Source organism: Flavobacterium sp. UBA6195, assembly GCF_002422095.1.
GTDB lineage: Bacteria > Bacteroidota > Bacteroidia > Flavobacteriales > Flavobacteriaceae > Flavobacterium.
Map to the genome: position 1 here is coordinate 1 of NZ_DITB01000006.1, position 21,372 is coordinate 21,372.

Annotated in this window: 19 protein-coding genes and 1 pseudogene; 11 read left to right on the forward strand and 9 right to left on the reverse strand. The window is 31.5% G+C overall.

Annotated elements, in window-relative coordinates; all coding sequences use genetic code 11:
- From B4I81_RS00260 to B4I81_RS00280, 5 genes and pseudogenes are all read right to left on the reverse strand, one after another.
- Positions 1-1,804: pseudogene (locus tag B4I81_RS00260) on the reverse strand (hypothetical protein); the annotation flags it as partial.
- The gene (locus tag B4I81_RS00265; protein WP_291106203.1) at positions 1,801-2,169 is read right to left on the reverse strand and encodes a hypothetical protein; all 369 of its coding nucleotides are present in this window, start codon (positions 2,167-2,169) and stop codon (positions 1,801-1,803) included. The pseudogene B4I81_RS00260 and the gene B4I81_RS00265, both read right to left, overlap by 4 nt.
- Before the next feature lie 466 nt (positions 2,170-2,635).
- Positions 2,636-3,289: a response regulator transcription factor gene (locus tag B4I81_RS00270; RefSeq protein ID WP_291106205.1), complete on the reverse strand. Its 654-nt coding sequence runs from the start codon at positions 3,287-3,289 to the stop codon at positions 2,636-2,638.
- Positions 3,290-3,315: 26 nt separating this feature from the next.
- Positions 3,316-5,061 carry a sensor histidine kinase gene (locus B4I81_RS00275; RefSeq protein WP_291106208.1) on the reverse strand — a complete coding sequence of 582 codons (1,746 nt, stop codon included), beginning with the start codon at positions 5,059-5,061 and terminating at the stop codon, positions 3,316-3,318.
- 471 nt (positions 5,062-5,532) lie between these two features.
- Entirely contained in the window at positions 5,533-6,282 is a 750-nt protein-coding gene (locus B4I81_RS00280; RefSeq protein WP_291106210.1) for a hypothetical protein, read from the reverse strand.
- 631 nt (positions 6,283-6,913) lie between these two features.
- Between B4I81_RS00280 and B4I81_RS00285 the strand changes: the two genes are divergently transcribed.
- From B4I81_RS00285 to B4I81_RS00305, 5 genes are all read left to right on the forward strand, one after another.
- The gene (locus B4I81_RS00285; protein ID WP_291106212.1) at positions 6,914-7,921 is read left to right on the forward strand and encodes a 3-oxoacyl-ACP synthase III family protein; all 1,008 of its coding nucleotides are present in this window, start codon (positions 6,914-6,916) and stop codon (positions 7,919-7,921) included.
- 166 nt (positions 7,922-8,087) lie between these two features.
- Entirely contained in the window at positions 8,088-9,866 is a 1,779-nt protein-coding gene (argS, locus tag B4I81_RS00290; RefSeq protein WP_291106214.1) for an arginine--tRNA ligase, read from the forward strand.
- Between the two features lie 65 nt (positions 9,867-9,931).
- Complete coding sequence (locus B4I81_RS00295) at positions 9,932-11,383, forward strand: hypothetical protein (RefSeq protein ID WP_291106217.1); 1,452 nt, start codon at positions 9,932-9,934, stop codon at positions 11,381-11,383.
- A complete protein-coding gene (locus tag B4I81_RS00300) occupies positions 11,373-12,797 on the forward strand; it encodes a GDSL-type esterase/lipase family protein (protein ID WP_291106219.1) in 1,425 nt (474 codons plus the stop codon). The genes B4I81_RS00295 and B4I81_RS00300 overlap by 11 nt, the downstream gene beginning before the upstream one ends.
- Positions 12,797-14,311: an MBOAT family O-acyltransferase gene (locus B4I81_RS00305; RefSeq protein WP_291106221.1), complete on the forward strand. Its 1,515-nt coding sequence runs from the start codon at positions 12,797-12,799 to the stop codon at positions 14,309-14,311. The genes B4I81_RS00300 and B4I81_RS00305 overlap by 1 nt, the downstream gene beginning before the upstream one ends.
- A gap of 61 nt (positions 14,312-14,372) precedes the next feature.
- Here the strand turns inward: B4I81_RS00305 and B4I81_RS00310 are convergent, their stop codons facing one another.
- On the reverse strand, positions 14,373-15,074 hold the full coding sequence (locus B4I81_RS00310) for a peroxiredoxin (RefSeq protein ID WP_262318751.1): 702 nt from the start codon (positions 15,072-15,074) through the stop codon (positions 14,373-14,375).
- A gap of 225 nt (positions 15,075-15,299) precedes the next feature.
- Between B4I81_RS00310 and B4I81_RS00315 the strand changes: the two genes are divergently transcribed.
- Genes B4I81_RS00315 through B4I81_RS00325 form a run of 3 tightly spaced genes read left to right on the forward strand, consistent with a single transcriptional unit; the run spans position 15,300 to position 16,867 of the window.
- A complete protein-coding gene (locus B4I81_RS00315) occupies positions 15,300-16,280 on the forward strand; it encodes a DUF3365 domain-containing protein (RefSeq protein WP_262318750.1) in 981 nt (326 codons plus the stop codon).
- A gap of 1 nt (position 16,281) precedes the next feature.
- Entirely contained in the window at positions 16,282-16,662 is a 381-nt protein-coding gene (locus tag B4I81_RS00320) for a rhodanese-like domain-containing protein (protein WP_262318749.1), read from the forward strand.
- A 1-nt stretch (position 16,663) separates the two neighbouring features.
- Positions 16,664-16,867 carry a DUF6132 family protein gene (locus tag B4I81_RS00325; protein ID WP_262318748.1) on the forward strand — a complete coding sequence of 68 codons (204 nt, stop codon included), beginning with the start codon at positions 16,664-16,666 and terminating at the stop codon, positions 16,865-16,867.
- Between the two features lie 77 nt (positions 16,868-16,944).
- On the opposite strand, the gene B4I81_RS00330 is transcribed toward B4I81_RS00325, so the two are convergent.
- The 3 genes from B4I81_RS00330 to B4I81_RS00340 are packed head-to-tail and all read right to left on the reverse strand — an operon-like array spanning position 16,945 to position 20,260.
- Positions 16,945-17,700, reverse strand: coding sequence for a hypothetical protein (locus B4I81_RS00330; protein ID WP_262318747.1), 756 nt, complete (start codon positions 17,698-17,700; stop codon positions 16,945-16,947).
- A gap of 17 nt (positions 17,701-17,717) precedes the next feature.
- On the reverse strand, positions 17,718-19,820 hold the full coding sequence (locus B4I81_RS00335; RefSeq protein WP_262318746.1) for a TonB-dependent receptor: 2,103 nt from the start codon (positions 19,818-19,820) through the stop codon (positions 17,718-17,720).
- A gap of 29 nt (positions 19,821-19,849) precedes the next feature.
- Positions 19,850-20,260, reverse strand: a complete 411-nt coding sequence (locus B4I81_RS00340) for a hypothetical protein (RefSeq protein WP_262318745.1) — start codon at positions 20,258-20,260, stop codon at positions 19,850-19,852.
- Between the two features lie 122 nt (positions 20,261-20,382).
- On the opposite strand from B4I81_RS00340, the gene B4I81_RS00345 reads away from it, so the two are divergent.
- From B4I81_RS00345 to B4I81_RS00355, 3 genes are read left to right on the forward strand one after another with little or no spacing between them, the layout of a single operon-like run.
- Positions 20,383-20,574 (forward strand): hypothetical protein, encoded by a 192-nt coding sequence (locus B4I81_RS00345; protein ID WP_262318744.1) that lies wholly within the window; start codon positions 20,383-20,385, stop codon positions 20,572-20,574.
- A gap of 2 nt (positions 20,575-20,576) precedes the next feature.
- Positions 20,577-20,879 (forward strand): thioredoxin family protein, encoded by a 303-nt coding sequence (locus B4I81_RS00350; protein WP_262318743.1) that lies wholly within the window; start codon positions 20,577-20,579, stop codon positions 20,877-20,879.
- A gap of 20 nt (positions 20,880-20,899) precedes the next feature.
- Positions 20,900-21,220 (forward strand): hypothetical protein, encoded by a 321-nt coding sequence (locus B4I81_RS00355; protein WP_262318742.1) that lies wholly within the window; start codon positions 20,900-20,902, stop codon positions 21,218-21,220.
- The last annotated feature ends 152 nt before the right edge of the window (positions 21,221-21,372 follow it).

A 21,372-nucleotide genomic window follows, 5' to 3' on the forward strand; every position in this document is an offset into this window, starting at 1 on the left:
TTTCTTGCCATTGGTAAATTAAACTCGCCGAAGAATCTGTTGCAGGTGGAATTGCAAAGTTTGGAGTTCCAGATGTAAAAGTAGTTGTACTGATTGCGTCAGCATCTACAGTAAAGACGGCATTAAGACCAACTTCTTGAGTTATATTTATGGGTTGTGTAACAATACTTGATTGAGTAGCAGTAATCACAGCAGTATTTATTCCTGGATAACTTGCTGCGGAAACAGTTCCATCAGGATTTGTAGCAGGAGGATTCCCATTACCATAATACATATTACCATCTGTGCCTTCCGCTGTTATTGTATTATAGGCCTCATTGGCATCGCCACAACCATCATTATCAGAATCTAAGTCTAAATGGTCTGGTGTTCCATCTCCGTCAGTATCTTTAGAGAAACAATATGAAATTGAGTCTAGGTGTCCAAAATCTCCTACAAACATTCTTATTCTATAAGTTCCTGCTGGCAAAGCAACTGAATTAATAGAGCTATTGTTCCAAATTTCATCCGAAATACTAGATGTGAAGTTGATAGTGTTTCCTTGTGCAACAGTTATCCCCGTTGTTTCGTTTCTAATTTCTATTTTGGTAGACCATGGTGCATAACCTCTTCTAGAAGATTCTCTGTTTGCAAACCAAGCTGAACCAGAAAATACTGCAGGAGAAGTAAGTGTAATATTTTTATACACATATGCACTTGTTCCGGTAATATCAATATATTGGTTGCCCGATTGTGCATTATCTGGTCCACTAGCATATCCAGCTCCGTTTACTCTGATGACATTAAAATCATTTGCTCCTCCAGTTTCAGTTCTCCAGCCATTGTAAGGATTAGTATTTCGAATGTTATTACCATTTATATTTGGAACAACAGGAGAGTCGAATCCGTCAATAGAACTTGTAGAAGAAATATTGCAAATTCCTTCATTTGTATCTAAAATTCCATCATTGTCATCATCTAAATCTGTAGAATCTGGAATACTGTCTCCATCTGAATCTAAAAGATTAGAAACCGTCACCGTTTCTGTAGCAGTGTCGCAAACACCAGGGTTTATTTTATCACAAATCTGATAAGTTACTTCGTAAGTTCCAGCCGGCGTTCCAGCTGCTACGGTAATCATTCCCGTTGTTGTGTTCAAAGTAACACCTGCGATGGTTGTTGCAGTTTGCGTTAAGTTCACATTCGCCAATGTTGCAGAACCTGCAGCACCTCCGTTGTAAGTATCATTCGCTAAAACGGATGTTGTTCCTGTTGTTCCTGCAGATACGCTTTGTGTTCCGTTTACGGCATCAATTGTTGGCGCAGCTACTGTTACTGTTACTGTTAACGTTTCTGGTGTACCAGTAGTTGATGTGATAGTAATTGTAAAATCACCAGCACCCAATGAACCATTTGGAATTTTGAAATACGTTGGCACACCACCAAAAACATTAGTTGCTGGTGCGTTATCCATGGTTGTGATTGTAACCGGATTACCTCCAAAAGTTGCCGTAACGCTATAGTCAGAAGTTGCGACAGGATTTAATTGGAACATCATAAAATCATCAGTAGCATCTTCGAATGTTCCGTTATTATCACATGAAACATTAGTAATAGTAGATTGAGAAAGAATTGCCGTTTTATAATTAGGCGCTTTGTATATTGAATATACAACTGATGCTCCCGGAGGAATTGTAGGATTAGTCCAATTTAACAAACCATTGTTAGTACAAGTTTCGTTTACAGCCGTTACTGACAACAGCGCAAAACTAGAATGTGCTGCAAAAAAGAGAAAGCTTAAAAGTATTAAATAAAATTTCTTCATAAGGCAGTAGTTTTAAAGTTAAACCCATTCACCTGATTTGGCGCATTTGCACCACCGCCATTGTCTGTAATAGTAAGAGCTGCTGTTCCACCAGTTTTTGTAATTGTACCAGCGATGTATTCTACACCAGCTGGTAATTGTACGGTTACACTTGCATCCGAAGTTGAAACAGCAGCTACATCTAACCTTACTTTAAGGGTTGATGTACCATTGCAAACCGATAGGTTTCTTGGGTTCTGCGTAGGCGCTGTAGCATGATCAGGAAACGTAATCAAAAACGACTGGGCATTTGTGTTTAAGCCAGTAATTATGATTAGTAAGAAGAACAGTCTTTGCGTCCATTGCAAAAAATAATTGTTTTTCATAATAAATAATTAGAGTTAGAAATTTAATTAACTGTTTAATTTTGGCGGCTAATTTTTAAGCGCAAAGCCGAGCGCTGATTTTTGTTTAATAAATATGAGTGAAATTAAATGGCGCGATTTTTACTTATTAATAACAAATAGTATAAATCGTAGAATAAGTAGGTGGGGTTCTTTTGTAGGTTTGGGGTAATTAAAAAAGTGTAAATACTAAAAAATAAACTATGTAATAATGTTATATACATTTTTAATAAACCAACACATAATGTCAGTGTATTAAAGGTACAAGTATTTATAAATTTATTTTGGTGAGGTAGTACCATTTTACTTTTACTTTGATAATGGTACAAATGTAAAGTATTGATTAATTGTTATTTGTAGTACATTTTTCTTAAAAAATGTAGCACAAGTTCTACGCAAAAAAAAACACGCAACAAAGCGTGTTTTTACATTTTAAATAAATTTTATTTTATTCTTTTTCTTTGGTGTAATAAAGTTGAAAAATTTGAATTAAGCCAGATAGCGTATCGATTGATAATTTTTCAAAAATCCTGTTTTTATAGGTGCTAACAGTGGTTTTTTTAATACTCAATGATTTGCAAATGTCAATGTTACTTTTCCCTTCTACTAAAAATTTCGCAATTTCAATTTCTCTGTTAGATAATTGTTCTAATGGATTGGATGGTTTTTTTAAAATATAACTATCCATTATTTTATCCTGAATATTTTTACTGGTATACTTTCCAGATGTCATTACAGTTTTAATGGCATGTTTTATTTCTTCTTCTGAACTTAATTTTTTTAAATAGCCATTGGCTCCAGCACTTAAATATCTTACAGCATATATGTCTTCATCATAACCCGAAAAAATCAAAATTTTTAAATCAGGTTGTATTTTTTTCAAGGTAGGTAATAAGTTTAAACTACTTCCATCTGGAAAGTTAATATCTAAGATAAGAAGATCAATAGTTGTTATATTTAAAACTTTTATTATTTCAGAAAAACTTTCAATTTGGTATACTGTTGCATCTTTGTATAAATCTTTTAAAATAAATGACATGCCTTGTGTAACTATACTGTGGTCATCTGCTGATATGAAATTATATTTTTTTGTTGTATTCATGTAGATCGAAAGGGTGTTAATTAATTTTACGATTGGTCTAATAAAAGGTTAAATTGTACTGTAGTACCTACATTTTTTTTGCTTGTTACATTAATTTTTCCATCAAATAATTCTATTAGTTCTTTACATAAATTGAGTCCTAAGCCTGCACCAAGATTTTTTACATTGGCAGAAATTTCTCCTTGATAATAACTTTCAAAAATATGTTGTAAATCTTCTTCATTAATGCCAATGCCATTGTCTTTAATTTCGATTGATAGGTTGAGTCGGTTATTTATAGTTTTTTCAGTTTTTAAGTCAACTTTAATAATGCCTTTTTTAGTAAATTTATTAGCGTTTCCAACAATGTTATAAAAAAGTTGATGGATTTTAACTACATCTGAATGTATTTGAAAGTTCTCTGTAATTGTATTTTTTATTTCAAGTTTATTGTTATTATTCTCAACAAAGCTGGCTAGTGATTTCAATATTTCATCTAGCTCATCTTTTAGTTTAAACTCACTTTTATTCAATTCTAATTTCTTATTCTCATTTTTTGAATAGTCTAAAACTTGATTAGCTAAAAGCGATAAAGAATTTGTGGTGAATTGAATCGATTTTAACGATTCTTGTAAACTTTCATCTTTAATTTGTTTACTGATGTTTCTGCTATAAATAGATAAAATATTAAGAGGGGATCTAATTTCATGACTAATCATTCCAACAATTCTATTTTTAAAGCTTAAGTTTTGTTGTATTTTTTCTTGCGCCAATAACAATCGTTTTTCATAGTCAAATGCTAAACGAGTTAATAAAATAAGAATTCCAGAGATAATAACCATAAATAGGACTAAACCAATTACGGCATAATTTCGAATTAATTTATTGGTTTTGTATTGGTCTTGAAATTTATGTTTAGTGTCATTAGAAAATGAAGCTAAAGCTTTGTTGTACTTTTCTAACAATAAACTACTATAATCTAAAAGCTGATTATTTCGATTTAAAAAATCAGAATCTTTACCTTTTAAAGCAGATAAATTATTTTTATAGTTTAAAAATTCGTTCTGATAGTAATTATTGGTGTTTTTAAAAGCATTAGCTAATTGTTCTTCAATATTTCCAGTACTTACTTTTTTGCCATATTTCATGGTTACAACTACATTTACCTTTTCTTTTTGTACATCAACTTTTCCAGTAATTGCATTACCTAATCTTGTAAACAACCCTTTTCGTTCTACACTATCAACCATCATATACGATTCAACAGTAATGCTATTCAATACATCTTCATAATTAAAGCGATTTAATTTTAGCAAGTCTTTTTCTAATTGTGGACTTGGTAAAATTTGAACGTTGATTAATGAGTCAATTGCTTTATTTAATTGTTTAATGGATAAAGTATCAGAGTCTGTATTTTTTAAGTATAATAAAAACGAGTCACTATTGTTGGATGTCTTCGCTAAACTATCAATGTTTTTGTTTAGATTGTTTAGTGCCTTGTTATAATTGGCTAAATATTTATTGTCTTTTGTTTGAATGTAATTTTGTAAATTATATTGTATAGCAATATAGTCACCTTTAGTAAGGTCACTAAAATGTTTCGCTTGATCAGATATTTCTAATTCCGTTTCTAAATTGTCTAACTTTGATTCATTAAAAATTTCATTATACAAAATTACAAGTAATAAAAGTTGTAAAAATATAATACTTGCCAATAAAGCAAAATGAACAGCCTTCCTATTCTTGAAGTTTAGTGTTCTAAAATCAAGTTGTTTTAAAATATTTTTTATCAAAATAATTTTCTTAAATTATACACGTATTTTAAATTCCAGATTAGTAGGTAGGGGCTATCTCTGTAAATTTAATAAAAAAATATTAATTAAAAATTAAATTGTGTATTACCAGCTTACATAGAAATAAAATATTATTTAAAGTAAATAAATGTTTTTGTACTACAATATTATGAAATCTTCCATAAAAAATTTGTAGTACAAATTTATGTTCTTATTGTAGTACAAGAACTACAATAATAGGTTTTGTTTTTAAGAAAACTCTAAAGCTTTGTTTTAAATATTGAGATTAATTTAATGTTTTGGTAAAATATGCATATTAATTATCAGTTTGTAGTTATTTTAAATAATAAACAAATATTTATAATTTAATAAAAAAAGCGTAAGTCTTTAATTTTTATTAGATTGAATGGTTTTTTTGAAACTAAAATTTGCTCCACAAAATTCAAATTTGTAGAGCAAATAAAAATTGAACTATACAACTTCCAAAATATTCAACACATTATATTCTTCATTTTTTAAAGAATACTGAACAGCATTAACTTCTTGATAAAAAGAAATCATAAAAAGAAATAATTGAACACCACTACCTGATGGAACACTACTAGGGAGTAAGGTTTGTGAAGCCATTGTTAAATCAATTGGTAAGTTAATAATAGGACTATAAGCTATTTCAGATTCAGTTGTAGCAAAATCCAAATGTACCACAGCACTTTGTAAACTAATGTGAGTAGCGCCTTGTGGATAATTTAATTGTTCTAATGGAATAAAATTACTTATTGCAATTTCTCCTGTAGAAGTGTTTAGCGTATAGGGTGCAAAAAACACTCCTTTTAATGGGGCATTAGCATTGAAATCAAAACCTTTCAATTGCAATTTTCCATCAGGAGTTGAAATCCCAATTGCAACATTTCGCTCCCCTCTTGCAGAAGTAGTATCCATATTTTTAATACGCGACATAGTTTGTAGTAATCTGCTAGATAGTTTACTATCCTTGGCTTTAAATACTAAAGACCCCATTGCTAAACGCAAAACTTTTCCAGAGCTACCGCTATGGGCAAATTCATTATTGTTTTCTCTGGTTCTCACAAAATTTGCATCATTAGCTATACGCTCTTTAGCAATACCACCTTTTTTTCGAACAAAATTTTTACCGTCTTTTTTGTAGAATGTCAAGTCTTCTACTGTACCTTCAATTTTAATAATTCCTGATGCTTTTGCCATAATACATAAATTTATATGGTGAATGAATATCCTTTATGGTTAAAAGGTTAATCAAATAACACAAATGTTGTATGGCATAGTATAGGGCCACTTCCGTAAAGGAAACAAAAGGATGTTTTTTGCCGAAAAGTGCTTTTTTTGCAGTAGTTTTTGCGGAATTTTAATTGGGTTGAGTTAAATTTTTGTGAAAGCAAAATATCAAAGAATTACTTCCGTTATCAAAATTATAAAGCCGACTTAAAGCTTACATAAAGTCGACTAAAAGCCGATGTAACCCCTGCATACGTGTCTATTTTGTTTAATAGGCAAACGGTATTTGTTATTAAAAAATAAAACAAAATTAATAAATGCAAATGAATAGGTTGTGCGTGTATACAAAAGATATACAGTTGGTTACAGGTAAAAGTGAAAGATATTGCAGAACCATTATAGCAAATATCAAAAAAAATCTCAAAAAAGAAAAACATCAATGTGTTACAATTGAAGAGTTTTGTGACTACCAAGGATTAAAAATCGAGGATGTCAGAAATGTTCTGAAGCGATAAACAGATAATGTCAAATTTTTAATTTTGCCGAATGTAAATTTTTAATTTCGTATTTTTGTTTTAACAAAATGTAAAATTCGAAATATATGTACCATTCAAAAATATCAGGATTAGGGTATTATGTTCCTGAAAATATTGTTACCAATGATGATTTAGCAAAAAAAATGGATACCAATGACGAATGGATTCAGGAAAGAACTGGAATTCAAGAACGTCGTCACATTATAAGAGGAGAAGATACAACCACATCAATGGGTGTAAAAGCAGCCAAAATTGCTATCGAACGTTCTGGAGTGGCAAACGAAGATATCGATTTTGTTATTTTTGCAACCCTAAGTCCTGATTATTATTTTCCTGGTCCAGGAGTTTTAGTCCAACGCGATTTAGGTTTAAGAACGGTTGGCGCTTTAGATGTTCGTAATCAATGTTCAGGATTTGTGTATGCGATTTCAATTGCGGATCAATACATCAAAACCGGAATGTATAAAAATGTTTTAGTAATCGGTTCTGAACTACACTCAACAGGTTTAGACATGACAACTCGTGGTAGAGGTGTTTCTGTGATTTTTGGTGATGGAGCAGGAGCAGCGGTACTTTCAAGAGAAGAAGATTTGTCTAAAGGAATTTTATCAACACATTTACATTCTGAAGGACAACATGCCGAAGAATTATCGTTAGTTGCGCCAGGAATGGGAAAACGTTGGGTAACCGATATCATTGCCGATAATGATCCAAATGACGAGAGTTATTATCCTTACATGAACGGACAATTTGTATTTAAAAATGCAGTAGTTCGTTTCAGTGAAGTAATCAATGAAGGTTTACAAGCGAATAATTTACAAGTTTCTGATATTAATTTGTTGGTGCCACATCAGGCAAATTTGAGAATTTCGCAGTTCATTCAGCATAAATTCCGTTTAACGGATGATCAAGTATTCAATAATATTCAAAAATATGGAAACACAACCGCAGCTTCCATTCCAATTGCTTTAACCGAAGCTTGGGAACAAGGTAAAATCAAATCAGGCGATTTAGTGGTTTTAGCTGCTTTTGGTTCAGGTTTTACGTGGGGAAGTGTGATTATTAGATGGTAATAGGCTATATGCAATAAGCCGTAAGCTTTATGCTTATGCTAAAAATAAAATTAAAAAAGCGTTCTGAAATTTTAAGAACGCTTTTTTAATTTAAAAAAACTAATCACTAATCAACAATCGCTAACTACTATTTATTACCTTTGCGCGTTCAAAAAAATAAGGTAAAATGACATTACATCACACATTAACAACACACATCCAAAAAGCGGTTCTTGAATTGTTCAATATTTCTATCGAAAAAGTTGAATTTCAAGCCACTAGGAAAGAGTTCGAAGGTGATATTACTATGGTAGTTTTTCCTTTGGTAAAAGCATTAAAAGGCAACCCAGTTGAAATCGGAAATCAGATTGGAAATTACTTAGTGGCGAACGTAAATGAAGTTTCTAAGTTCAATGTAGTAGGCGGATTTTTAAATATCGTGATTTCGGATGCTTTTTATGTGGAATTTTTCAATACAATTAAAAACAACGAAACGTTTGGTTTTGTAACTCCAAAAGAAGGCGAGAAGGCTGTAATGGTCGAATATTCTTCGCCAAACACGAACAAACCGTTGCATTTAGGACATATCAGAAACAATTTATTGGGTTATTCAGTTGCTGAAATCTTAAAAGCTTCTGGAAAAAAAGTATACAAAACGCAAATCATCAACGATAGAGGAATTCATATCTGTAAATCGATGTTGGCTTGGCAAAAATTTGGAAACGGACAAACGCCAGAAACAACAGGATTAAAAGGGGATAAATTGGTTGGAAATTTCTATGTAGAATTCGACAAGCAATACAAAAAAGAAATTTCAGAATTAATCGCTCAAGGTAAAACCGAAGACGAAGCAAAAAAACTAGCACCTTCCATTTTAGAAGCACAACAAATGCTTTTAGATTGGGAAGCTGGAAAACCAGAAGTCATCGAACTTTGGAAAACCATGAACCAATGGGTGTATGATGGTTTTGCCCAAACCTATAAAAATCTTGGCGTAAATTTTGATAGCTATTATTATGAATCAAACACCTATTTACTTGGAAAAGAAGTAGTGCAATTTGGTTTAGAAAAAGGCATTTTTGAGAAAGATCCTGATGGTTCGGTTTGGATTGATTTAACAGCTGATGGTTTAGATAGAAAAATCGTGCTTCGTTCTGATGGAACAGCGGTTTATATGACGCAAGATATTGGAACCGCAATCCAACGTGTGAAAGATTTTCCAGATGTTGGTGGAATGGTTTATACGGTAGGAAACGAGCAAGATTACCATTTCAAAGTATTGTTCTTAATCTTGAAAAAGTTAGGATTTGATTGGGCAGATAGCTTATATCATTTATCATACGGAATGGTAGAATTACCTTCTGGAAAAATGAAATCGCGTGAAGGAACCGTTGTAGATGCAGATGATTTAATGGCAGAAATGACGACTACTGCACAAACTATTTCGGAAGAATTAGGGAAATTAGATGGATATTCTGAAGAAGAGAAAGCGGTTTTATTCAAAACAATCGGTTTAGGTGCGTTGAAATATTATATGTTGAAAGTTGATCCTAAAAAACAAATGATGTTCAATCCAGAAGAATCAGTTGATTTTGCAGGAAATACAGGACCATTTATTCAATATACTTACGCTCGTATTCAATCGATTTTAAGAAAAGCTGATTTTGATACTTCAATTTCAATTTCAGGATTAGAATTACATGAAAAAGAGAAAGAATTAATCAAACAAATACAATTATTCCCTGAAGTAATTCAAAATGCGGCTGAAAATCATAGTCCGGCGTTGATTGCGAATTATACGTATGATTTGGTAAAAGAATTCAATTCGTTCTATCAACAAGTTTCGATTTTAGGAGAAGAAAATCACGATAAAAAAGTGTTTCGAGTACAACTGTCAAAATCAGTTGGGAACACCATAAAAAATGCATTTCAGTTATTAGGAATTGAAGTTCCTGAAAGAATGTAATAAGAATATTGAGTTTGAAGTTATCCTTGATTTTTGAATTTGCTCTTGAACTTGAAATTTATTAAATGAACACATCAAAATATTTTTTTCAAACCTTAATTGTGGTAATCGTTTCTGGATTGTCTTTTTTGGCATTCAAGACGTTTTTGCCTAAGAAATTATTTGCCGAAAGTAAATTAGATTCTAAAAATGTAGTAGTCGATAGTTTGCTTTTGGAAGCTATTGCCGAAGACGAAGGTGCAACCATTGAAGATTCAATGGCTAAAACCGTTATTGATTACAAAGTGGTAAACGGAATTCAATTTCCACCAGAAACCTTTGAAGAATATACTGGAAATCAATATTTAGCGACTTTTTTCGAAAAACTTTTCCAATTAGAAACCAAAAAAGAAGGCAATGTTCGTATTGCCTATTTTGGTGATTCGATGACGGATGGTGACTTAATTGTAAAAGATTTTAGAACCTATTTGCAAGAAAAATTCGGAGGTCAAGGAGTTGGATTTGTTAATATTACATCCGAATCAGCTGCTTCAAGAAGTTCGATTACACATGAATTTTCAGGAAATTGGAAAACCCAATCGTATTTAAAAGTAAAACGTCCGTCGAATCCATTTGGTGTAAACGGTCATGTGTTTTATGCGAATGATACAGCAAATGTAGCTTGGGTTAAATACAAAGCAAACAAAACAAGATTTGCATCAGAATTACCGCATCCAACTTTATTCTACGGGCGTTCGTCTAATAAAGATGGGAAAATAAAATATGTAATTGGTACCGATACCATTTCTAAAAAATTAACTCCAAATGCTTTAGTAAATACAGTTGTCCTTTCTGAAAGTAATTTGAAAAGCATCAAAGTGAATTTCAAAAAAGCCGATTCTATTCCAATTTACGGATTTAATTTTGATGACGGAAAAGGTGTTCACGTAGATAATTTTTCGAATAGAGGAAACTCAGGATTGCCAATTGGTAGTTTTGATGTAGCCACAATGCGTGCTTTTCATTCGAAATTAGATTACGATTTAATCGTGTTGCAATATGGAGCTAACGTGTTGAATTATGGTTCGTTGAATTACGGTTGGTACGAAAAACGTATGGCAAAAGTGGTTGCACATTTGAAAGAGTGTTTTCCAGGAGTAGCTATTTTAATTGTGTCAACAGCCGACAAATCAACCAAATACGATTTAGAGATGAAAACCGATTCTGCTGTTGTTCCCTTGAATACAGCTCAAAAGCGATATGCTATTAAATCAGAATCGAGTTTTGTAAACATGTATACCTTAATGGGTGGAGATGGTTCCATGATTCAGTGGGTAGAACAAGAGCCAGCAAGAGCCAATAAAGATTATACGCATTTTAATCACAGAGGTGCAAAAGAAGCGGCTAATTTAATTTTTACCCAATTAAATAAAGGCTATGAAATGTATAAAGAATTGAGAAAAAAGCGTAAAAAACCTGCTGCGCCAGTGAAAAAAGATAGTATAATCACCAATAAAGATTCGGTATATGAAGAATAGATTTTTGATGTTTTTATTAGGATTTTCTTTTTTTGGATTTGCTCAAGATACTTTATTAGTTCCCATAGATTCTGTTGAAGTAGATCTTCCTGTTGTCGATTCTATTGAAGTTACTTTTACAGGAAATGATATTCATAACCCGAATGCACTTTTGGCTTTTTATGAAAAAATGTTCCAATTAGAGCAAAGTAAATCGGGAAAGATTAATATTGTTCATATTGGCGATTCTCATATTCAAGCGGATTTATTTACGGCTAAAATTCGTGCCCAATTTCAAAAAGTGTATGGCAATGGTGGTTTTGGATTTACGTTTCCGTATAGTGTAGCTAAGACAAATAACAGTGCTCCAATTCGTTATTCCGCTTCAGGAAATTTTCAAAGTTTTCGAAATTTATATGCTGATGCGAATCGTCCTGTTGGCTTGAGTGGTTTTTCTATGGAAACGACTTCAAAAGATTTTGCGATTCAATTGAATGTAAAAGATGCCCAATATTATTTTACAAAATTGAAAGTCATTACGCCTCAAAATGTGAGTTTGTTTGATGTTTCAGTATCTAATAAAAGTATTGTTATTGAACGAAAAGTTCCGAAAAAAATTACTCACAAAGTAAAACCTGGTGAAGTTTTAGGAGGAATTGCCGATAAATACAATGTTTCTTTAAAAGCTTTGAAAAAAGCAAACGGATTAAAAAGTGATATGATTCGTGATGGGAAAGTTTTGACGATTCCAACGAAAGGAACACAATCGAAAACTACAACGAAAACAGAGTATATTCCAATCGAATTGCAACCTTCGTTATTTTCAAACGATTATATTTCGGAAGCGCCTTTAGATAAAATTGCGATTGTTCCCAATCAAGAAATTGAAGATTTTGCTTTGAATGGATTGGTTTTAGAAAATGATAATTCGGGTGTGATTTATCACAGTATAGGAGTAAATGGGGCGAAAGCATCGGATTACAATAAATTCCGATTATTCAATGAACAATTACCAGTATTGAATCCAGATTTAGTGATTATTTCATTGGGAACGAATGAGAGTTTTGATAAACAATCGGGCGAACAATATTTTGCGCATTTGGACCAAATGATTCAAGGAATTAAAGAGAAAAATCCACAAGCTTGTGTTTTGGTGATGACTTCGCCGCCTTCGGTTTTACATCGAAAATATAAAAACACTTTCATTGAAAAATATGCAGAACTCATCGAAGACAATGCGAATTTGAAAAATTATGCCGTTTGGAATCTTTTGGATGTTTTTGGAGGTAATAAATCTATAAAACGCAATGCGGCAAAAGGCTATATGGCCAAAGATAAAGTGCATTATTCAAAAGCAGGATACGAAAAACAAGGCGAATTATTTTTTGAAGCCTTTTTACAATCATACGAATTATTTAAATCGACAAAGCAGTAGTGAAAGCACTTTTTAGCATACAAAATTGGTTTCTTGAAAATGTAGGGAATATCGATTTAGCCACCATTAAAAACTGGTTTTTATTCAATCCAAAACAACCACTATTATTTAATAGTGCCATTTTTTTAGGATTCTTTTTAGTTTTCTATATTATTTACATTTTATCTAGAAAAACTCATTATTTCCGCATTACTTATGTGGTGTTATTTTCTTTGTTTTTCTATTACAAATCAAGCGGGATTTATTTTGGATTGTTAATTTTTTCCTCGGTAGTCGATTATGTTTTGTCGCGATTAATTTATGAAGAAGCTAAGCAAGGATATCGTAAATTTTACATGATATTGAGTTTGTTAATTAACCTTGGAATGTTAGCGTATTTCAAATACACGAATTTTTTCATCGATAATTACAACGCACTTTTCAACGGAAATATGAAGTTTGAAGATATTATTCTTCCTGTCGGAATTTCATTTTATACGTTCCAAACCTTAAGTTACACAATTGATGTATATCGAAGAGAATTAGAACCTACGAAAAGTTTCATGGATTTCTTGTTTTTCGTGTCGTTTTTCCCGCAATTAGTAGCCGGACCAATCGTTAGAGCAAGTGATTTCATTCCGCAGATTTATGAGAAATTAAAGTTAACGAAAGAAGATTTCAATCGTGCTTTATTCTTGATTATTGGAGGTTTATTAAAGAAAGCGGTAATTTCAGATTATATTTCCAGTAACTTTGTTGACCGTGTTTTTGATGCACCAAATAGTTACACAGCATTTGAAAATTTAATGGCTTCGTATGGTTACGCCATCCAAATTTATTGCGACTTCTCAGGCTATTCCGATATTGCCATTGGATTAGCTTTATTGATGGGATTCTGGTTACCAGATAACTTTAGAACGCCTTATCAATCCGGTTCTATTACCGAGTTTTGGAGAAGATGGCATATTTCACTTTCGAGTTGGTTGCGAGATTATTTATACATTTCATTAGGCGGAAACCGAAAAGGCAAAATCAGAACCTATTTCAATTTATTCATGACGATGTTGTTAGGAGGTTTATGGCATGGCGCTTCGTGGAAATTTGTGGTTTGGGGTGTTTTGCACGGATTGGCTTTAGTGGTAGAAAAATTCTTTGGACAGTTTATTAAGTTGCCTAAAAATGTATTTGTTAGAACTATTCAAGTTATTTTGACGTTCCATTTTGTGGTGTTTTGTTGGTTGTTTTTTAGAGCAAAAGATTTTACGACAGCATTTCAAATTGCAGATAATATTACAAAATTAACTTTCAATCTTGAGCAATGGCAAACCATTATTTTAGGGTATAAAAATGTCTTTTTATTAATCGCGATTGGAGTGGTTTGGCATTTTGTTCCTGTAAAAGGAATTGCTTTTATGCAAAAAACGTTTAGTTCAATTCCGTTATTGGTTAAAGCGATTCTATTAGGATTGATTTATTGGGTGGTTTATGCTACGGCTTCTGCAGGTGCGCAACCTTTTATTTATTTTCAGTTTTAAAAAAATAGTCTGAAAAACGGAGATGTTTTTCAGACTAAAATACTCATACCTAAATTGAATATTATTTTTTCAAAATTGTATTTAATACTAAATCTTTATCTAATTTTTTAGTACAGAAAAACCAATCTTTACAGTCTAAAGTTTCATCGTTTTCCATTCTTTCTTTTGCAACACCACAAGAACCTGCGGTTGGCACAATAACATCGTCTCCAGGTCTCCAATCAGCTGGACAAGCTACTTCAAAAGCATCAGCTGTTTGTAAAGCAATTAAGGCTCTGTAAATTTCGTCAAAATTTCTTCCAATACTTAATGGGTAATATAGAATAGTTCTAATAGTTCCTTTTGGATCTACAAAGAATACGGCTCTCACAGCTTTTGTATTGCTTTCTCCTTCCATAATCATTCCGTATTTTTTAGAAACTTCCATTGTAATGTCTTCGATTAAAGGAAATTTAACTTCGATGTCTTTCATTCCTTTGTATTCGATTTTTTCTTTAATGGTTCTTAACCATGCAATATGGCTATATAATCCATCAACTGATAATCCTAATAATTCACAATTAGCTTCTTTAAATTGATTTTCCATGCTTGCGAAGGTCATAAATTCAGAAGTACAAACTGGAGTAAAATCGGCTGGATGACTAAAAAAGATAACCCATTTTCCTTCATAATCTTTTGGAAAGTTGATAGTTCCTTGTGTTGTAATTGCAGTAAATTCTGGTGCTTGTTCGCCAATTCTTGGCATAAATACTTGATTTTCCATTTTTTCTATTTTTAAAATGTTATTATTAATTTTTGATGGTACAAATTTCAGTCAAAAAAAATGTTGAAAAAGTAACAACAGTTTCTTTGTATAACAAAATATTATTGTATATTATATAAAAATAAATAAAATCTATTTTATTATAGATAGAGTAAATAGATTTGTAACAATCGTTACATCTTTATTATTAAGTATGCTTTACTTTTGAATAATAAATAGAGTAATATGAAATATTTAGTAGTAGCAATTGTTTTATTTGGTTTTGTGAGTTGCCAAAAAGATAAAAAAGAGTATAAAGAAATTCAAGATGCAAATCCAACTTCACTTCAAAATGAAATTCATGAAGGCAAAAAACTTATGGAAACACATTGTTATTTGTGTCATAGTCCAAATGCTGCTGAAAATGAAGGAAGAATTGCGCCACCAATGGTTGCTATTAAAGCAAGATATATCGACAAAGAAGGTTACAATAAAGAAGAGTTTGTAAAACATGTTACAGCATTTGTTGCCAATCCAACAGAAGATAAAGCACTTATGTATGGAGCCGTAAGAAAACATGGTGTTATGCCAAAACAAGCTTTTCCAGAAGGAAGTATTGAAAAAATTGCCGATTTTATGTTTGATTACCAAATCGAAGAACCGAAATGGTTTAAAGCACATTGGGAAGGTCATGGCAATGAAAATTGGATACAATCAGGTAAAAAGTATGTGGAACCAAAAAAAGAGAAAACCTATGCAGATATTGGTTTAGAATATGCTTTGGGAACTAAAAAAATATTAGGTAAAAATTTGATGGAGTCTGTTCAAAAAAAAGGAACTCTAGAGGCTCTATCCTTTTGTAACATTCAAGCTATACCTTTAACAGACAGTATGTCAATTAAATTTAACGCTTCTATAAAACGTGTATCTGATAAAAATAGAAACCCAAATAATAAAGCGAATACTGAAGAATTGCAATATATTGCTCAATTCAAAAAAGAGTTAGCTGCCAAAAAAGAAATAAAACCCGTTGTAATAGAAAAAGGAAATAAAGTCCAATTTTATTATCCAATTGAAACCAACACTATGTGTTTGCAGTGTCATGGAAAACAAATTAAACCAGAAGTTTCAAAGCAAATTATGAAATTATATCCAAAGGATTTAGCTATTGGTTATAATGAAAGCGAAGTTCGTGGTATTTGGAGTATTACTTTTGATAAAAAATAGTATGGAAAATACAATAAAAATAAAAGAAGTTTGTCCAACAAGTACACAAGAATTAATTCAAAGAGGTTATTTACTTTTAGATATTAGAGAAGTTTCTGAAGTAGAACAATTATCTTTAGATGTGCCAAGAATATTGCATATTCCAATGAGTTGTTTAGAAGACCGAATTCACGAACTTCCAAAAGACGAAAAAGTAATTGTAGTTTGCACAACTGGTGAACGGAGTAGAAGAGTAGTTAGTTTTTTACAATATCATGGTTATACTAATTACATCAATATGAAAAAAGGTCTAGAAAAATGGGTGCAAAAAGGATTTCCAACTAAAGGAGATGTTTCTCATATTCCTTCACATACATGTTGTAGAGATTCTCATTGTCATTAATATGAATAAAAAAGCATTTATTATTACAGGACTTGGAGTAGTCGTTGGGCTTATTGCAGGGTATATATATTATCAGCAGGTTGGTTGTGCATCTGGCACATGTGCTATTACTTCAAAACCATTAAATAGTACTTTATATGGTGGTTTAATGGGCGGATTATTATTTAATTTATTTGCAACATCACCTAAAAAGAAAGAAAAATAAATAGTTTTTAGGATAGTATTATAAAAAAACCTCAAGTAGTTAAACTTGAGGTTTTTTGCGATTTATTAAAATCTAAATTAGTAAACAATCTTAACTTTAGAACAAGCACTATGTGCAAAATCTTTACTTGCTCCATCTACTACTTTTCCAGTTTCAACTTTTTTAGCAGCTACAGTGATGTAATATTCTGTTCCAGTTGTTAAATCGGTTGTAGGTCTTAACCATCCAGTTCCACCATCTAAACTAATTGTGTATGTTGTTAAACTAGCATCTAATTTTGCCATTTTGAAAAGAGGTTTTGTACCTTCAATATCCAATTCTGTAAGTTTAATACAGATTAAATCAGTGTTTGGAACGGCAGTCCAATCTAATTTTATTTTTTCTGGTTCTGTTACAGTTGCCGGAATTCTGGTTACTACTATTGGCAAGGCTAAACTGGTTTCTACATCAGTTAATTCATCAGTAACGGTTTTTTCATAACCATCGGCAAATTTCAATTTAAACGAGTAAGTTCCCATTGTAGGCTTAGTAGTAGTTGCAACTCCTTTTCCTGTTAAACTTCCTGGTCCAGCCCAAAACTCGTTTATTGGAAATTCTGTTCCATTAGGATCAGTAACAATACAACCTGAAGCATTAACTGTATTTCCTCCTGCCATAAAAATTGGAATATATTTGATAGTTCCCATCATATCCAATTTTTTTAAAATTACATCGCCATAAGCGTCTTCGTGGGTTTCTACAGGTAATACCGAATTATCGTCGTCACATGAAGTGAATGTTGAAAATATTGTTGCTAATAAAGCGATTGCTAAAAATTTAATTCTATTTTTCATTTTATTTAAATTATGTGTTAAAAATTATACTTGGCAAAAAAGCTAAAGTTTCTGCCGGGTTCATGGATTCTATATCCATTATTTAGGTCTGCATTTTTGAATGAAAAACTCAAATGTGAATAATATCCTTCATCAAAAATATTTAAAATAGTTCCTCCTAATGTTACGTTTTTTAAAGGTTTGTATCCAATTCTGAAATCAAAAACTTCATAACCTGGTGTTGCTGTTTCTGCAAAACTTGGAGCAAAATCATTTTGATCTGCTACAATTTCAGTGCGTAAACTCAACCAATATTTTGTTTTTTCAAACTTTAATTCGTTTCGAATTGCCATTGGAAATACCTGAGCTAATGGTTCTTTTAATGATAAATTTCGAGCTTTGGTATAAGAAATATTTGTATTAAAACTTAAATTTTCTATTATTTTCCAATTTACAAAAGCTTCAAAGCCATATTGATACGCGTTTACATTTAAAAATTGTTTTGGTGCCATTGGTGCGGCTCCACCACAAGAGGTTCCGCCTGTTAACGAGGGGCTTAAAACGCCCGTAATATAATTATCCATATACGAAAAGAAAGCACTTGTCCCAATAGTAAATTGCTTCATTTTTTTTGAAATAGACCATTCGGTTTGGTAATTAACTTCTGGTTTTAAATCAGGATTTCCTATGTATTGACGCGAATCTGAACCAATTTCAAAACGATAAATATAGCGTTCTAACATTGATGCTGTTCTAACACCTCGACCAAATGAGAGTTGAGAATTCCAACCTTTTTTATTGAATTTTAAGCCTGCATGACCTGCAAAAGTAACATCTGTTTTGTCAGAAACATTTCCATAAATGGCTAAAAAACCAGGATCAAGACTTTCAATTTTTGCGGATACATAATCCATTCTTACTCCAGCTGTTATTGCTAAATTTGAATTGATTAAGTAATTAATTTCGGTAAAAGCTCCAAAATCTGTAGTAGTGGCGTCTTGCCAAACTTCTGCAATAGTGGTTGTTGGAATAGCAAAAGGTTCGCCTGTGTTAGGATTAATATTTGCTGTAACCGATTTTTTCCCTTCTCTGTAAATATTGTCTAAGTCGAAACCATAAAACACATTCAATTTTTCGTTTGGTTGGTGTTCGATTTCGAATCTTCCTCCATAGGAATTTGAAGTTACAGGTGTTCGTGCATCAGTAGCGGGATAATTTGGTCTTGGGTCATCTAAATCAAAACCATTGGTCATTAAATGATCTACAAATGTGTAATAGGATTTGAATGAAATATTCTTGATGTTTTCAGAAACAGATTTCCATTTATAATCCAATCCTAAGCTATAACTATCATCAAAAGGAGAATCCATGGGCAAACCTGTATGAATAATTTGGTCGCCAAACTTTTGTCTCCAATCCAACCTAATCGTTTGGTTATCTGTAAAGTTGTAACCAGCTTTTGCCGAATAGCTTTTGGTTATAAACCCAGATGGTGTTTCAACTCCATTTCCGTCTTTGTAATCACCATATTCTCTATATTCGCCATTTACTGTAAGGTTGAATTTATTTTTTACATATTGTAATTCAGCTCTCGAAGCACTATTGTTTCCATTTGTTTCAAATCCGCTTTGTATTTCGCCAAATAATCCATTATCTGTATGAATTTCAGGTGTTGTCACAATGTTTACAATTCCTCCAAAAGTTTGTCCATAACGTGTTGTGAAAGGACCTTTAATGACTTCAATTTTACGAACTTCTTCTGGGATTATATGTGCTGTGATTGGATCCATTCTATTCGGACAAGCGTGCACGTATTTTCCTCCAGCATCATATTTGATGTTCATTTGTTCATATTTGAAGGCTCGCAAAGATGGTTCAGAAGCAATAGCACTTCGTTTTTGGATACTAAAACCTGGAATATCTTTAAATAAATCAGTAGCAGTTCTGGGTTGACTATTTTTTTTAGCTTCATCAATCGCAATAACTGAATGAGAAATGTTTTTTAAAGGATTTTCAATTAAAATTATTTCATCTAAATAGGTTATTTTTAAAGAATCTTTTATTACTTCTGGATCATTATTTTCTTGGGAATACAACATAGCAGAAGACCATAGTAATCCGATAATGACTATTTTTTTCATTTTATTTTACTGTTTAAATTAATTTGTAATTAAGCTATAAACAGTATGTTTTGTGGAGGATGAAAAGACGAATTTGTAAATAAGTCGCAATACAAATTCGCATAATTAGAATTAATAATTTTATTTAAAAAACAAAAATCCGAAGGAAATTGATACAATGTAACTGCTTCAAAAAATAAAATTTCAGCTTGATAATTAGTGTTTTGTTTTTGTTCGGAATTAACAGGTTTGTTGGTTTCTGAAGTTTTTGCTAATTCGTTTTTTAAATGACATTTACCATTACATTTTAGCGCAGGTTTATCGATATTTTTACAATATTTTTCTGTAAATGCTTTGTTGTTTGTAGTGTATTCATAAACCAAATAAGAAAACTTCAATGATTGAGAAAACATTGATAATATCAGTAATGTAGTAATGTAATATTTGATAGTTGTTTTCAAATGAATTGAATATAAACTCCATTATTTTCATCAAAATTAAATCATGTATTTTACATAGTTTGTAATATTTGTTACAGTGAATTGCAGAAATACTAATAATTTTACTTAAAAATAAATCATCAATGAAGAAGTTGTTATTCACCAATTGGCATCTAATGAGATGGATAAGATTGATTTTCTCTGTCGGAATTGCCTATCATGCTATTGCTACAAATCAATATTTTTTCTTGCTTTTTGCCACATTTTTTTTAATTCAAGCCGTTTTTGATACAGGTTGTGGTGCACAAGGTTGTCAAATTCCTAAAACAAAATAAATATGGAAAAAGCTATTCAAAATAGTATCAACTCAAATGAAGCAGTTTTAATAAATTTTAAAACAAACGAGTGTAATCCATGTCAAATGATGACACCAACATTACAACAAGTTAAAAATGCAATAGGAAATAGAGTTTTAGTTTATAATTTAGATGTAAATGAAGCGCCAAATCTTGCTGAAAAATATCAAATTACAACTTTACCAATGTTGGTTTTATTTTTTGAAGGGCAAATAGTTTGGCAAACTAAAGCAGTTTTATCAAAAGAAGAAATAATAAAAAATGTTCTAGACCATTCGCAATAATTTTTTGTAACTTTGTGAAAATGAAAATGATTACTTACATACTTTTTGTTTACCTGATGGCACTTACTACTTTGCCGTCAGTTAGAGCTATGAAAATGTTTGTGAGTCAAGAATGTCAAAATACTTGTCATAATGCTGAGGCATCAAATTCGGGTTGCGAAAAAGGTAAAGTAATCATGAATTTGAACTTTAGTCCAACGCAATTTGTCGCTGAAATTTCGCTTAAAGAAATCATTTTAATTCCCGACTTTTATACCGAAAAGGAAAAATCAAACTACGAAAAGATTTTCATCCCAAAATACCAATACTCTATCTGGCATCCGCCAAAATTTTTCATTTAAGAAATTTAAAAAGTTTATTTACGGTTCCTTTTTTGAAAGGAACTCAACTTATAATTTTATACAATGAAAAAATATTTCATCGTGTTATTATTGACTTTTTTGCAGTCATCAATAGCACAAACTACATTTGATTATGATGTAGTTTTAACTCC

What these genes read in the sequence shown, in the direction of transcription:
- B4I81_RS00265 (WP_291106203.1), bottom strand. Translation starts at nt 2,169, where the DNA reads ATGAAAAACAATTATTTTTTGCAATGGACGCAAAGACTGTTCTTCTTA.
- B4I81_RS00270 (WP_291106205.1), bottom strand. Translation starts at nt 3,289, where the DNA reads ATGAATACAACAAAAAAATATAATTTCATATCAGCAGATGACCACAGT.
- B4I81_RS00280 (WP_291106210.1), bottom strand. Translation starts at nt 6,282, where the DNA reads ATGGCAAAAGCATCAGGAATTATTAAAATTGAAGGTACAGTAGAAGAC.
- B4I81_RS00285 (WP_291106212.1), top strand. Translation starts at nt 6,914, where the DNA reads ATGTACCATTCAAAAATATCAGGATTAGGGTATTATGTTCCTGAAAAT.
- argS (WP_291106214.1), top strand. Translation starts at nt 8,088, where the DNA reads ATGACATTACATCACACATTAACAACACACATCCAAAAAGCGGTTCTT.
- B4I81_RS00295 (WP_291106217.1), top strand. Translation starts at nt 9,932, where the DNA reads ATGAACACATCAAAATATTTTTTTCAAACCTTAATTGTGGTAATCGTT.
- B4I81_RS00300 (WP_291106219.1), top strand. Translation starts at nt 11,373, where the DNA reads ATGAAGAATAGATTTTTGATGTTTTTATTAGGATTTTCTTTTTTTGGA.
- B4I81_RS00310 (WP_262318751.1), bottom strand. Translation starts at nt 15,074, where the DNA reads ATGGAAAATCAAGTATTTATGCCAAGAATTGGCGAACAAGCACCAGAA.
- B4I81_RS00315 (WP_262318750.1), top strand. Translation starts at nt 15,300, where the DNA reads ATGAAATATTTAGTAGTAGCAATTGTTTTATTTGGTTTTGTGAGTTGC.
- B4I81_RS00320 (WP_262318749.1), top strand. Translation starts at nt 16,282, where the DNA reads ATGGAAAATACAATAAAAATAAAAGAAGTTTGTCCAACAAGTACACAA.
- B4I81_RS00325 (WP_262318748.1), top strand. Translation starts at nt 16,664, where the DNA reads ATGAATAAAAAAGCATTTATTATTACAGGACTTGGAGTAGTCGTTGGG.
- B4I81_RS00330 (WP_262318747.1), bottom strand. Translation starts at nt 17,700, where the DNA reads ATGAAAAATAGAATTAAATTTTTAGCAATCGCTTTATTAGCAACAATA.
- B4I81_RS00335 (WP_262318746.1), bottom strand. Translation starts at nt 19,820, where the DNA reads ATGAAAAAAATAGTCATTATCGGATTACTATGGTCTTCTGCTATGTTG.
- B4I81_RS00345 (WP_262318744.1), top strand. Translation starts at nt 20,383, where the DNA reads ATGAAGAAGTTGTTATTCACCAATTGGCATCTAATGAGATGGATAAGA.
- B4I81_RS00350 (WP_262318743.1), top strand. Translation starts at nt 20,577, where the DNA reads ATGGAAAAAGCTATTCAAAATAGTATCAACTCAAATGAAGCAGTTTTA.
- B4I81_RS00355 (WP_262318742.1), top strand. Translation starts at nt 20,900, where the DNA reads ATGAAAATGATTACTTACATACTTTTTGTTTACCTGATGGCACTTACT.